Below are 14547 nucleotides of genomic sequence, written 5' to 3'. Positions count from 1 at the left end.
GGCGCGGTATGTCAAACGGTACGCGTCAGGAGGACCGCCTGGCCGATGCGCTCGCATCGCACCACCTGCTGCCGGACGAGTTCGGTCTGGCGGACCGCCTGCGTCTCACCCTGGCGCAGGCGCGCGGGTTGCGCTTCGGGGCGGGCGGCGACGCCAACTGGGATACCGTGCTGCGCCAGGACGAATCCATCCTGCTGGCCGAGCTGGCATCGTTCCCGCTTGAGCGTCTGGAACGGGATTTCCTGGCCGCACTGGACAGCGAAGGCGAGGGCGCGCTGTGGGCGCGCATCTGGCAGCTGGTGCGCGCCTACGACGGCTGGTGCTGGTGGCTCGGCGGGCAGGGCGTGATCGCTCACGGCGTGGGGGACCAGCCGCCCGTGGCCGACGGCAACGGCATGGGCGATGCGCTGCGCGAGGCGCTCTACGCGCAGATCTCCCAGGGACTGGCGAGCGTGCTGCGCACCGGCATCGACGCCTTCGGCCACGGCGGCGGCACGCTGCACCCGGCCTGGGCGATGCCGGCCGGGCATGGCGCCCACGCCGACGCCCCCCTGGCCGGCACGTTGCCCGAAGACGATGCCGCCGCGCGGCGGCAATGGCTGCGCCGTGGCTGGCTGGCCATGCGGTTGGCCATCGCGCGGCTGCAGCCACTGGCACGCGCGCGGCTCGGGCCCAGCCTTGCCACCGGCCGGCACGAGCCCGCAATGGGCCTGCTTTTGACGGCGCTCCAGCTGTTCCAGTACAGCCGCGCGCCGCTGAACCGCTTTCCGGACCGGCTGATCGATTTCTACTACCGCGACGTGCTGCGCCTGTCCCCGCGCCCGGCGGTGCCCGAATCGGTGCACCTGCTGCTGGGCCGTGCGCCGCGTTATGCCGGGCCGGTCGATATCGACGCCGGTACGCGCTTCCTGGGCGGCAAGGACGCGCAGGGCCGCGCGCTCGCTTTCGCCGCCGATACCGCGCTGACGGTGACCGATACCGCGGTCGCCATGCTGTGCAGCCTGCGTGTGGCGCGCGACCCGAGCATTTCGCCTGAGCGGGAATTCGACTATCCCACGCGCATCCAGGTCGAAACGCTGCCGCTCCTGCCGCCCGAGGCCGCGTATGCCGAACGTGCGCCGTGGTGGCCGCTGCTGGGGGGCGCCGTGCGCGACTCGGCCGCGCAGGCGCACGACGCGCGGCTCGGCTTCGCCATTGCCTCCCCGCTGCTGCGGCTGCGCGAGGGCCAGCGCGAGATCCGCGTCCGGCTGCAGCTGTCGCATCCGGCCAGCGACGATCCGGCGCTGCAACGCGCATTGCGCACCGCGCACGCGGCGCGCACCGTCGACTGGCTCGCCGATCTGTTCCAGCGCTACGCGGCGCGGGAGCGCCAGCAGTTTCCGCCACGCCCACGTCCACGCGCAACGCCGGCGCCCGCGCCCGCTGAATCGTCCGAACCCGCCACGCTGGCCCAGGAAGCCTGGGCGCGCTCGCCGGATTTCGGGTCCGACGTGCAACTGGCCTACCTGCTCGCGGCCTGCCTGGCCTGCGCCGACGCCGAGCGGTTCGCGGAATGGCTGGGACGGCTGTTCGCGGCCTGGCTCGTGGCAGCCGAGGAAGACCTGCGCGCCGCCGATCTCACCGCACTGCGCGCGCACGCCGCCAGGCTCGATCCGTCACGCGCGGGGCGCCGCGTGGAGATCGACGATCCGCTGATCCTGATCCACCCACCGCGCGACGCCGCGCAGGCCGGCGCGCTGCCGGACCGCGCGCTGATCTTCGAGCGGGTGTTCGCCGATGTCTGGCACGTCCAGTTGAGCGTGCCCACGGGTTGGCTGCGCATCGACACGGTCTTCACACGCCGGCGGCCCGGCAGCGGCGACCATGCCGGCGGGGCCATCGAACTGACGCTGCGGCTCGGCCCCGAGCAGCCCCCGGTGGTGCCGTGCCAGCCCGCCAGCCATGGCGCGCCGTGGCCGGCGCAAGCCGTGCTGCAGTGCATGCTGCGCACGCAGAGCCGGCTCTTTGCGCACGGCCTGCTGGCGCAGTACGCGGTCCACGATATGCGCCTCAGCGTGAGCGTGCAGGACATGCGCGACGTGGTGCTTTACAACCAGCTTGGGCGCCTCGACCCCTCCAAACCGTTCCTGCCGTTCGGCCCGACGCCAGCCGTCGGCAGCCATCTGGTCCTGGGCAGCGCCGAGTTGGCCTGCAAGCCGCTACAGGCGCTGCAGGTCGACCTGAAATGGTCGGGCCTGCCCACCGCGCCGGGCGGCTTTCCCGAGCATTACGCAGGCTATCCCGGCGACTGGTCGGCCAGTGACTTCGGTGTCGGCGCGCAGGTGCTGACCGATGGGCAATGGCGCGGTGCGGATGCTGCGGTGCTGTCGCTGTTCAGCACGCACGACGGCGATGGCCGCGGCGAGCGCCTGGTGCCCGGCCACCGGCTGGTGTTCCCGAGCACGGTGCTGCGCCGGTTCCAGCGCGCGGCCGCACCGGTCGCCCCGGGCCAGCCGTTCCAGTATGGCCTCGGCACGCGCGCCGGTTTCTTCCGATTCGATCTGAGCCAGCCCGCCGGCGCGTTCGGCCACGCGGCCTATCCGGCGCTCCTCGGCGCAGCGCTCACCCGCAATGCGCGGCGCAAGCGCGCCGGTCCGCTCCCGCGCGAACCCTACACGCCGGTGCTGGAGAGCCTGTCCCTGCGCTACCAGGCCAGCCAGGACATCGACCTCGTCGGGGAGCCGAACGGCGGCCATGTCGATGGGCTGGTGCAGGCGGCCTATCACCTGCATCCGTTCGGCGTTTCGCCGATGGCGCGAGCTGGCGGCCAGCCGCCCGCGCTGCTGCCGCGCTTCCCCCATGACGGCAATCTCTACATCGGCCTGTCCGGCGGCAATCCACAGGGGGCGCTGAGCCTGTTCTTCCACCTGCGCAGGGAGGCAGCGGCCGGGCGCTGGGCCGATGCCGAGCCAGCCTTGCATTGGGCGGCGTGGCGGGACGGTGGCTGGCAGCCGCTGCCGGCGCACGCGCTGGTCAGCGACGGCACGCAGGGCATGCTGCGCCCGGGCATCGTCCGGCTCAACCTGCCGGCCGGCATGGCGGCGGACTGCCTGGCTGTGTCGCGTCCCGCCGGCCAGGCGTACTGGCTGCGGCTCAGTGCCGATTGGGGCTTCCTGCGGCTGGCGGGTCTCCATGGCGTGCACGCCCACGCCGTGCACGCCACGCGCTGTGCCCCGGCCGATGCCGGCATCGCCCCGGACGCGGTGCAGGTAGCCTTGCCGCCGGGCAGCATCGACCGCCCCGAGCGCAGCGTGCCGGGTCTCGGCGCGGTGGTGCAGGTCGGCCCGTCCGAGGGCTGGCGCGCCGCCGATCGCCCTGAGGCGGTGCGCCAGCGCGGTGCCGAGCGGTTGCGCCACAAGGCGCGCGCGGTCACGCGTTGGGACTACGAGCGGCTGGTGCTCGATGCCTTCCCGGCGGTGTGGAAGGCCAAGTGCTTCCCCCACCACGAGGTAACGATCGACGACGACACGGCGGCCAACCGCAGTACGCGCCATCGCCACCTTGCCAACCATCCCGGGCAGGTGCTGGTTGTGGTGGTGCCGCATCCGCATTCGGGCGACCTGTTCCGCAGCACCGAAGCCCCGCGCTTCGACGCCGCCGTGCTCGACGCCATGCAGCGCCACCTTCAGTCGTGTGCGCCGCCCGGCGCGGCCGTGCGGGTGCGCAACGCTGCCTACGAGCGCGCGCAGCTGCGCTGCATCGTGCAGCTGCGCGCCGACGCCCACCCCGGCGCGGCGGTGCGCCAATTGAACCGGGCGATCGTCGAATACCTGTCGCCGTGGCATGCGGATGGGCTCGGCGCGGAGTTCGACTGGAGCGTGCGCGCGGAGGCCGTGGAAGCGTTCCTGCGCGGCCAGCCCGGCGTGGCCGCCGTGGGCCGTGTGTCGATGCTCCATATCGTGCGCAACGACAGCCAGTTCAACGCGCTGCGCGACACCGCCACGCACGTGACCCACGGCGAGGCGCGCACGCTGCGCCCGGCGCAGCCGTGGAGCCTGCTGCTGCCCACGCGGCGTCACCTGATCGAGTTGCGCGACGAGGTCGGCCCGCTGGTGCCGCAGCGCACCGGCATCGCCCGGCTCGAGGTGGGCAATACCTTCATCGTGGGCCGTTCGCTGCCGACGTCTTCCGCGCAGGAGCGAGATGACCAGTAGGAACCGAGAATCCCTCAAACGCTATTTCCGCGAAGGCGCGCTGCCTGACGAGGACCATTTCGCCGATCTGATCGACTCGATGCTCAACATGAGCGACGAGGGCTTCCGCAAGACGGTGGAACATGGTTTCGAGGTCTATTCGCCGGTTGGTCACGATGCGTTGATCAGCTTCTTCCGCGACCAGGACCCCGAGCGGCCCGCTTGGCGCATCGGCTTCGGCGGTGAGCGCGACGCGCTGCTGGTGCAGGGCCGCGCGGCCGGTGCCGGTGAAGGGGAGGGCAAGGAGGAGGGCGAGGTGGGGCCGGCGCTGCTGTGCCTGGACCAGGCGCGGCGTATCGGCATCGGCACGGAGCAGCCTGCGGCCACGCTGGACGTGGCCGGAGCGGTGCGCAGCCGGGGGCGCCAGGGCGCGTTCGGGCGCACGCATGCGACCCCGCTGCGCGCCGACGGCACGTGGCAAGACCTGACCGACGACCTGGAGGGCTGTCAGGCGTTCGAGGTCATGGCCGGCGCGGGGCTGCGCGGCAAGGGCCGCTTCGGGATGCTCCACGCCATCGCCGTCAACACCTACAACCCCACGCTCGGACTGTTCGACTTCCTGAACCGCAAGCGCGGCATCCGCTGCACGCACGGCTACTACAGCCGCCGCTGCGACAAGCTCGAATTGCGCTGGACCGGCACCAGCGGGCGCAATGCCACGTACCGGTTGCAGATCCGCACCGGCTGCGATTTCGGGCCGGACGTGCAGATCCAGGCGCAGCTGACCCAGCTCTGGTTCGATCCGCACATGAGCGGAGGCCAGCCGTGAGCCGAACCAACCCCGCACCCATGATCGGGCCGATGTCGGGTCCGGGCGCTTCCACCGATCCGCCGCCACGCGGCACCGTGTTGCCACCCGGCGCAGTGGATGCCGACGCGCTCGGTACGGCCGCCATCGCACGGCTGTACGGCGACGCGCCGTTCAGCTATCCCGACCTGCGCGCGCGGGGCATTGCGCTCTCGCAGGCGGCCAGCGGTCAGCTCTGGACCGACTACAACCTCCACGACCCCGGCGTCACGCTACTCGAGTCGCTGTGCTACGCGATGACCGAAGGCGTATTCGCCGCGGACGCCGACGTGGCCGACCTGCTGACCGCGCCCGATGGCCGCATCCATTACCGCCGCCACGCGCTCCACGGCGCGGAGGAAGCGTTGCCGTGCCGGCCGACCACCGAAGCCGACTGGCTGCGCTACCTGCTGGACCGCGTGCCGGCGGTACGCCAGTTGCGCCTGCGCATGCCCGCAGCGGACGGGCGATGGCAGATGGCGCTGCGCGTGGCTGATGGCGACGGCGAGGCCGCCGCGCGCGACACCGTGCGCGCCTACCTGGCCCAGCGCAACCTGGCCGAGGATCTCGATGGCGCACCCGGCATCCTGCGCCCGCGCTGGTGCGCGCTGGAGATCCGCCTCAGCGTGGAAGGCCCGCGCGAGCTTGGCGACATCCTCGTCGAACTGGTGCGCCGCTGTGCCGACATCGTCGGCGCCGCGCCGCCGCGCCAGCCAGTGCAGGCCCGCCTCGCCCAGCGCGACGCCCAGGGCCGCGTGCTGCCCACCGACGAACTGTTCGACGGCCCCGCCGTGCAGTGCGGCTGGATGGCCACGGAAGACCTTCGGCGCGATCCGGCCAACCGGCTTTACTTCAGCGACCTCGCACGCGCACTCCGCGAGATCGACGGCGTGGCTGACATCAGCACGCTACGGCTCGTGCCACTCGACGCCCCGGCCACGGACGTTACCCATGACGAGGCCGGCGACAGCCTGCCGTGGCAGGGCCCGGACTGGGCGCTGCAATTGCGCTGGCCGGAAGATGCCGATGCGCTGGCACGCTGGGAAGTCAGCCGGCGCGGCAGCCGGCTCCATCTGGATACCCATGCCCTGCTGGTACGGCTGGCCGATGCACGGCAGGCGGCGCGCGTCGCCCTGACAGCGCCACGTACGGCGCCGTATGCAGGCCAGTTGCTGCGGCGGCCCACCGGACACTACCTGCCCGATGCCCCCTACCTGTCGAGCTGGCACCACTTGCCACCGCTCTATCGGGAGGCTCACCTCGCGCCGAAGGCCGACCCGGCACGGCAGGCCCAGTTCGGCGCCTATCTTGCCCTGCTCGAACAGTGGCTGGCGCACGGCAGCGCGCAGACCCAGCACCTGCGGGCACTGTTCAGCGTGGCACGCGCGTCGGCCGACAGCTACTGGTGGACGCCGCTGGACGCCACGCACATCCCCGGCCTGGCCGGGGTGCCGGCCGACACGCCGGCGGCCGTGCAGGCGGCGCTCGGCCAGGAAGACGACGCACCCGAGCGACGCAGTCGCGTGCTGGACCTGATGCTGGCGCTGCACGGCGAATCGTGCGACCAGCACAGCATCCAGCGATTCGGCGTGTACTACGATAGCGCCGCCTGGCAGGCCCATCTGCTGACTTGCAAGCGGCGCTTCGTTCAGCGGATCGTGCGCCATACGCGGGACCGCGCCGGCGGCTTCGACTACAGCCGCCCCTCACTGGGGCGGCGGGGCAATACCGCGCCGCTGCAGGAGCGCGTGGGGCTGCTGCTCGGCTTCGCCGAGACGCACAGCCGGCGCCTCGCGGGCGTGCTGGCGCGCCACGGGCTGGCCCTCGACGAACGCCCGCCGCACGTCGCCCAGCCGCCCATCGCCCCCGCCACCCGCCCGACACCCCAGGCGGGCGCGCCCGACCACCCCGAGCTGCTGGTGATGTACCCGCCGGCACGCGCGCGGCTTGTCGCGCATTACGAGGAAGACCTGGCCGAGCGCCAGGTGCACGAACGGCTGGCTTTTCACTTCCCGCAACTGGCGCCGCAGGCGCTGCCGGCAGCACTGTTCCGCTGCGCGGTTCATGCCGGGCGCTATCACCGCGTGGAAGGGGCATCGGGGCCGGAACTGTGGTTGGGGCCGGACGAAGCGGGCCATTGGTGGCCGCTGCCAGTGCGCGACGGACCCGGCGGCGTGCTGGCACCCGCGCTCTACCTGCATGAGCTGGCCTGCCGCGTGCAGCGCGAGGCAGAAGGTCTTCATCTGGTCGAACACATCCTGCTGCGCCCGCTGGGGCAGGATGGCGGCAAGCCGGACGTGCCCGAGACCTTCTACGCCCACCGGATCAGCGTGGTGCTGCCGGGATGGACCGCACGCGGCGCGGACCGGAGCTTTCGCGATCTCGCAACGGAGACCATCGGGCTTGGCTGTCCGGCGCATGTCAAGCCGGACGTCCATTGGCTCGACACCACCGCGCTGGCCGCCTTCGAGCGGGAGTTCGCGGCATGGCTGGACGCCCGCATGGCCCACGCCCGCGACAGCGCCGCCGTGGCGCAGCTCGACGTCTGCGCCGCGCGGCTGCGGCGGCGGCTGGCCGCCCTGGCGGGAGACCAGCCATGAGGCAGGCGCATGCGATCGAGACGCTGACCTGGCACGCGCTGGGCTCCGACGACCGCGAGGCAGCGCGCGCCCATCAGGCCCGCCTCAGCGCGTTCCTGAACGGGCCCGGGCGGGCGACGATTGCCCGTGTGTTTTCGCGCCTCTCCGTGCCGGGCGAGGTGTGGCAAATTGAGCGGCTCGAGATCGACACCGGCCCGATGCCAGCGGATGGCAGCTTCGGCCAGTGGTCAGCCATTCTCGAGCGCCAGCTGGCCGACGCGCTGCACAACACACTGCATAGCGCGCGTCACCGCCAGCGCGGAGGGGGCATGCGTGCGGACGCCGCCGCGCTGGCCGGCATGGCGCCAAGGCTGGCGGACCACCAGCGGCTGGAGCACTTCCTCTTCTATCTGCGCCACGGACACCTGCCGTGGTCTCGCAGTGCGATGGCGGGGCGTGGGTTGTCGGCGTGGCTGGCCACGTTGGCACGGCGCACGGGGCCGCGCCTGTGGTCGTTGCTGCGCGCGCTGCGCCCCGCGGATTACGTGCTCGCGCGCCTGAGCCAGATCACGCCGTACCAGGGGTTGCAGGCGCTGGTGGCGATTCGCCATCGGGAACTGGCCGAGAGCCTCGACATGCTGGACGCGCAGATCCTCGCGCCGCTCCAGGCGCGCGGTCGCCTCAGCGCCTATCAGGTGCAGCAGCTGCAGCAGGCGTGGCGGGTGGCGGCGTTCCGCACGCTGTGGGACCGGCACGCCGGGCACCTTGGCGCAGATGGCATCCAGCGCTTGCGGCGCGAGCTTGGCGCCGCGCTGGCGCGGCAACTGGGGCAGGGCGGACTGGGCGCGTGGCGGCCCGCACGCCGGCAACCACCGGGCCGCGCCAACGATGCCGCGCTCGCCCCCCTGCTGTTTGCTGGCGTCATCGACACCGTGGCTCCCGGCGCGATGCTGGCCCCGGTGCCTGCGCGCCTCGCCCCAGGCATGCCGGGGGGCGCGCCCGAGCACGCGCGGCGACCGCTGGATGCCGCGCTGGAACGGCTTGGCACCGCACTGGACGGTAGCGTGCCACTGGACGGCGCGGCGCTGGAGGTGCTGCTGCAGGATCTGTATCGACGCGAACCCGACGTGCTGCGGGCCCGGCTGCGTGGGCTGGTGCTGCGGGACGGGCAGGCCGAACAGTGGCTGGCGCGGCACGGCGCGCCGCTGACTGGCCGTGTGCTGCGGGCGCTCGCACCGCGCGACGACGCGGCGCGCGGCGCGAGCCTCGGCGTGCACTGGGCCGAGTCGCTGCGGCAGTTTGCGCTGGCCGCGCTGGCCCGCCCGGCCGGCGTGGGCCGCGCCGCGCGACCCGGGGGCGTCTCGGCGCTGCAAGCGTGGCTCGCGGCGTACAGCCTGCGGCAACTGGCGCTGGGCGAGCGCGCACCGACCGACCAGCGTGGCTGGGAACGGCTGTGGCAGCGCGCGCTGCGGGCATGGCAGCCTGACCATCGCCCGTCGCGCCGCCCGGCGGCTTCAGTGGCTTCAGTGGCTTCAGCGGCTGCAGCGGTTTCATCGGCGCCCATCCAGGCCGTTCCAGGCCCTCATGCTGTCCAGGCCATGCAGGGATCGACGGCAAGGCCGGCGACGTATGCGCCACAGACGCCTCGTGCGTTGGCCGGCCGGCTCGACTGGGACGCGATTCACCGCATCGCTTCCCGCACACTGCGGATTGCCCATCTGCTCGCCTTGCCGCAGCGTCCCGCCGCGCGGCGGGACTGGATGGTGCGGCGGCAGGCGACGAGCTGGCTGGCCGATCCCGCGCTGTGTGCCGACTGGATTGCGGTGACGCGGCCCACCCAGCGCTGGGCGCTGTTGGGCGTGCTGTTCCCGCGCGAGCTTGGCACGTTGCGCGAGGCCAGCGCCGCGCTGGCGCAGACCGCGGCGCTGCTGGGTCGCGACCTCTCGGCAGCGGCGCGGGCGCGCAGCCACTGGCGCTTTCTCGCACACCATGTACTGGTGGAGCAGCGGCCGATCACGGCGGCATCGCTCGCGCGGCGCCATGCCTTGTACCTGTATCGCGAGCAGGGCCACGGCGCAGGGGCGCTTGGCCAGTGGCTGCGGCGTGTGGCGCAGGCCAGTGCCAGGCCGGAGGCGCCCGAAGCCACGCCCCCGCTTGCGCCGCCGGTGAAGCTGGCGAAGCTGGGGCAGTGGGGTCGGCTGGGGCGCTGGTGGCGGCGTGGGCATGCAGCCCCGGCGTCCTTGCCGGCGCCAGCCCTGCCTGCAGGCGCCATCCGTGCCTTGCACGCTGCACCCACCGAAACCGAGCAATGGGAAGCCCGCCAGCCACTGGACTGGCCGCTTCCGCCATCGACAAGGAATTCACCCGTGGCCGACCGCCCAACCCCTCCGGCGCCGGCGCGCCCCGAAGCCGCCGTGCTGGCCGAACTCGCCGCGCTGGAAGCCGCCATCGCAACGGGCACGCATTACGTGTCCGATGCCGGGCTCGTGTTGCTGGCCAACTATAGCCAGCAACTGTTCCGCATGCTGGACCTGCTCGACGGTCCGCGCCTGCGCGATGCGCGGGCGGCATCGAAGGCGGTGCGCTGTCTGGCGTGGCTGGCGCACGGTCACGACGACGCCAGCGAGCCCGAGTGCATCCTGCCGAAGCTGCTTTGCGGCATGCCGCTCGGCGAGCCGCTGTCCGCGCCTGCGGAAGGCCCGACCTGGCTCGATACGGAGACGCGCGCGGTACTCGACAGCCTGCTGGGCGCGGTGATCGCCCACTGGAAGACGATCGGCCAGACCTCCCCGGATGGCCTGCGCGAGACGTTCCTGCGCCGCGAAGGCCGGTTGGTGCGCGAGGAAGCCGCCGCCGGCACGCACTGGCGCCTGGTGGTACGGCCTGCGCCGTTCGACATGCTGCTGGACCGCCTGCCGTGGTCGTACGCCACCATCAAGCTGCCTTGGATGCAGGAGGCGCTGTATGTCGACTGGCGCTGAGGTGGACATTGCCCTGCACGCCGAGGCGTTGCGGCGCGAACTGGACTGGCTTGTCGCCGCGCTCGACGCCCGCTTCCGGCAGCATTTCGCGCAGCCGGCCGGGGCGTCTCCCGCAGCGCATGGCGACGCAACCGAGGTGGCGCCGGACGTGCCGCCGCCGCCCACGCTGCCCGCCGGCAGCGCGTTGTCCGTCATCGTGACGCAGCACGGGCTCGCGGCCCACGAGCGGCTGGTGCTGGCGCTGGCGCTGGCACCGCACCTGCGGCCCTCTGCGCTCGACCTGTTTTTCGTCAAGAACCGCGATTTCGACCGGGGCTTCACTGAATTCGGCGGCAGTCGGGCGCAGCACCACGGCGGCTTCCTGCCGAGCGGGGAAACGGCCATCTTCCTGCTGGCTGGCGAGGACCTGGCCGCCCGGATCGCCGCGCTGGCCCTGTTCGACCCCGATCATGCGTTTGCGCAAGCAGGCCTGCTGCAGCTCGATGGGGAGATCGGTGGCGAACCGCAGTTGAGCGGCGCGCTGCGCGTCAGCGCCGAGACGCTCCAGCGCCTGCAGACCGGCGTCTGGCACAAACCCGACTACAACGCGCAGTTTCCGGCGCGGCGCATCGCCACGGCGCTGGCGTGGGACGACCTCGTGCTCGCGCCGGACGTGATGGACGAGATCGAGATCGTGCGCACCTGGCTGCGCGACGGCCCGGCCCTGATGGAGACCTGGGGCCTTGCCAGGACCGTCAAACCCGGCTACCGCTGCCTGTTCTACGGCCCGCCCGGCACCGGCAAGACGCTGACCGCCACGCTGCTGGGGCAGGACGCGGGCGTGGACGTGTACCGGATCGACCTGTCGATGGTGGTCTCCAAGTACATCGGCGAAACCGAGAAGAACCTTGCGCGCGTGTTCGACCAGGCGCAGAGCCGGCGCTGGGTGCTGTTCTTCGACGAGGCGGACGCGCTGTTCGGCAAGCGCTCTGCCACGCAGAGCAGCAACGACCGCCACGCGAACCAGGAGGTGGCCTACCTGCTCCAGCGCGTGGAGGACTTCCCGGGCACAGTGATCCTGGCCACCAATTTGCGCGGGAACCTCGACGAGGCCTTCTCGCGCCGCTTTCAGTCGATGATCTACTTCCCGATGCCTGATGCAACCCAGCGGCTGCGGCTGTGGCGCAGCCTGATCCGCGAGCCGGGGCGGCTTGCGGCGGATATCGATTTGCCGGAGCTGGCCGAGCGGCATGAGCTGTCTGGCGGGGCCATGGTCAACGTGCTGCGCTTCGCCGCCTTGCAGGCCCATCGGGAGGGCGCGGTGCAGATTGGGGCCGGGCATCTGTTGCACGGCATCGCGCGCGAGCTGCGCAAGGAAGGGAGGACACCATGAGGCCAGCGCGGCGGGGTCTTGCGGCGGCGCTATTCGCGGCCGGGCTCGGGTTGCTCTGGCCTGCCCCGGCGGCAACGCCGGGGCAGGCATCGGCCGGGGTGGCCCCGCCTGCCCCGGCTTCGGCTGCCGTGGCGGTGCCGGCGTCCGCGCCGGCCGGTGCGCCGCTGGCGGTGGTGACGGTGGTCGCCTCGGCGCCGGCTGCGCTGTCGTGCGCGGTGGCGCCGGGCCAGCCCGTGCCTGATCAGTGCATTGCCGATGCCGACCCGCTGTCGTTCGAAAAGACGGCTGTGACCACGCTGCCGGCGGCGGTAGAGAACCTGCCGTATACGTACCGCTTCCGCGCCACGGGTGGCGAGCCGCCCTACGTGTTCCGCGCGGCTGACAACGGCTTGCCGGAGGGCCTGGCGCTCGATGCGGCCGGTACCGTGCAGGGTGCCACGGCGAGACGCGGCCGGCACACCTTCCTGGTCGAACTGCGCGACCGCTGGGGACAAGGCGTGCGCCAGCGCTTTGCGCTGAACGTGGTCGGGCCGCGCGCGCCGTCGCCGGCACGGCCGGCTTCCACGCCCGCCGCCGATCCGCCGATCCAGACCGTGCCGATCGTGGCCACGCAAACCCCGCTGCGTGGGCGCACGCTGATCGATACGTGGCTGCTGACCGAGGCTGTGCTCGGCAAGATCGCCCCGCCCGCAGCACCGCCGGCGCCGGAGGGCGAGGCCGAAGGCGAAGGGGCGGGCCCATCGACGCCCCCGGCGCCCCCGGCACCCCCGGCGCCAGACCCCGATGGCCTCGACGAACTGAGCGAGGCCGGCGCCAGCCAACTGGCCACACTGTTGCAGCCGTTGGTCAATGTGGAATACCCGACGCGCGCGCTGTTCACCGCGGCCCTCGATGCGCGTGTCTGCACCTACGCGGCGGAGCTGACCGCCAAGGTCGCGCTCGATACCGGCAAGGCCGCCCCCGGTGCCGCGCAGTGGCGCGAGCGCTGCCTCACGGCATGGCAGGGCCCGCCGCCGAAGACGCCGCCCCAACTGGCCGAGACGCCGGTCAAGTGGCAGGACCTGCCGGCTACGCTGCTGCCGCCGCGCGTACGCGCCTGGCTGGTCGAGCAGGCCATGACCAGCCACGATGCCGCCAAGGCCGTGGCACCGGGCTGGTCAGGCACCGGCTGCAACTGCTTCGTGTCCGAGTCCACCGGCAAGGTCTATGGCATGGTGCCGAACTGGAGCGATCCGAAGACCGGGCCAAAGACCGACTTCGGGCTCTATGACCGGCTGGTCGGCTATGCGCAGCCGTTCGACGAGGACGGCAACGTCACGCCCCTCGCGCCCGATGCGGCGCAGATCGACTTCCTGCGTGCGATCCACCGTTATGGCAGCAAGCTGGACGTGACGCTCTATCGCAAGGACTGGCAGTTTCTGCTGCGCCTGCCCGAGACGCAGCGGCGGCGCGTGGCCGAGGAGGCCGCACGGCAGGCGCTGCGGCTGATCGACACGCCGCTCCGGCGGCTGGACACCCGCTGGGAGGACCGCGTTCCCGGGCTGGCTGGCGAGAGCCATGTCGGCGACGGCATCACGCTGTTCCTCGACCAACCGCCGTTGCCCGGCGATGCACGCTACGCCGCGTTCGACGACTTCCGCAACCGTCTGGTGCACGCGCTGATTGCCGAGATGCGCCAGCGCCACCGCCACTACACGCTGAACCTGATGGTCCAGGCGGCGGACCTCGTGCCTGCGCTGCGCCACGGCGACGAGCCGGCCACTGCTACGGCGCCCAAGCCGTCCAATCCGCCCACGCCCCCCGCACGGGGCAGGGCGCCTCCGCCTCCGCCGCCGGCGCCGCCGGCTGACCCTCCCTCTGCTACCTGGACCTTCGACGGGCTGCTCGACTATCTGGTGCGCGCCGAGGATCCGCCGTTCCAGGATGGTCGCATCGCCGTGGGCGCGGGTAGCTATCGATCCCACACCAATGTCACCGTGCGTTACCTGGTGGCGCTGCCGGAGCCGACCACGCTGAGCAAGAAGACGCTGCGCGAGGCCGTGGAGAGCACGCCGGCGCTGGCCGGCACCAACCGGGCAATCCTGATGCGGCGCATCCTGCCGCTGGTGTCGGTGGGCAGCAGCCAGGCGCAGCAGATGAGCGACGACATGGCTTACTTCAACGACAACTTCGGCGGGGTGGCGCTGTGGCCGCAGCCGGTGGCCGATGCCACGTTCACCCACCTGGTGGAAACCACCTTGCGTGGCACCATCCTGGCGGGCGAGACGCGCGAGGGCGCGCTGTGCAATCTGGTCTGCGACTGGCGCTGGGCGCTGCGCGCGGCGTTCTGGCTGCTGCTCGGCATCGTGGCCGTGTCGTTGGCCGCGTTGCTCCTCTCGTGCCGCGTGCGCGCGCTGGGCCGGCCGTACCAGCTTTATGTCGTGGTGGCGGGCATTGTGCCGCTGGTGATCGGCGGGCTGCTGTTGCGCTGCGATCCCGACCTGGCTTCCGCGAACTTCAGCAACCAGCTGCTTTTCGCGGTACTGGCGGTGGTGATCGTCGCGCTGCTGGTGCCGCTGCTCAAGCCCAAAGTGCAGAGGCCCTGAGCCATGGCGAA

Annotated in this window: 6 protein-coding genes; all 6 read left to right on the top strand. The window is 72.2% G+C overall.

Annotated elements, in window-relative coordinates:
- Positions 1-8 precede the first annotated feature (8 nt).
- From AC1DP9_RS25375 to AC1DP9_RS25350, 6 genes are read left to right on the top strand one after another with little or no spacing between them, the layout of a single operon-like run.
- Positions 9-4193, top strand: a complete 4185-nt coding sequence (locus AC1DP9_RS25375; protein ID WP_477108825.1) for a hypothetical protein — start codon at positions 9-11, stop codon at positions 4191-4193.
- Positions 4183-5001, top strand: coding sequence for a hypothetical protein (locus AC1DP9_RS25370; protein ID WP_477108824.1), 819 nt, complete (start codon positions 4183-4185; stop codon positions 4999-5001). The genes AC1DP9_RS25375 and AC1DP9_RS25370 overlap by 11 nt, the downstream gene beginning before the upstream one ends.
- Positions 4998-7619 (top strand): hypothetical protein, encoded by a 2622-nt coding sequence (locus tag AC1DP9_RS25365; RefSeq protein ID WP_477108823.1) that lies wholly within the window; start codon positions 4998-5000, stop codon positions 7617-7619. Before AC1DP9_RS25370 ends, AC1DP9_RS25365 begins: the two co-directional genes overlap by 4 nt.
- Positions 7616-10579: a contractile injection system tape measure protein gene (locus AC1DP9_RS25360; RefSeq protein WP_477108822.1), complete on the top strand. Its 2964-nt coding sequence runs from the start codon at positions 7616-7618 to the stop codon at positions 10577-10579. The genes AC1DP9_RS25365 and AC1DP9_RS25360 overlap by 4 nt, the downstream gene beginning before the upstream one ends.
- Positions 10563-11951 carry an ATP-binding protein gene (locus tag AC1DP9_RS25355; protein WP_477108821.1) on the top strand — a complete coding sequence of 463 codons (1389 nt, stop codon included), beginning with the start codon at positions 10563-10565 and terminating at the stop codon, positions 11949-11951. The genes AC1DP9_RS25360 and AC1DP9_RS25355 overlap by 17 nt, the downstream gene beginning before the upstream one ends.
- The gene (locus AC1DP9_RS25350; RefSeq protein WP_477108820.1) at positions 11948-14536 is read left to right on the top strand and encodes a putative Ig domain-containing protein; all 2589 of its coding nucleotides are present in this window, start codon (positions 11948-11950) and stop codon (positions 14534-14536) included. Before AC1DP9_RS25355 ends, AC1DP9_RS25350 begins: the two co-directional genes overlap by 4 nt.
- Positions 14537-14547: the final 11 nt, after the last annotated feature.

The sequence above is a fragment of the Cupriavidus sp. 01L43 genome (assembly GCF_056399925.1).
Note: the sequence above shows the minus strand (reverse complement) of the source record. Positions and strands in the feature narration are given on the sequence as shown.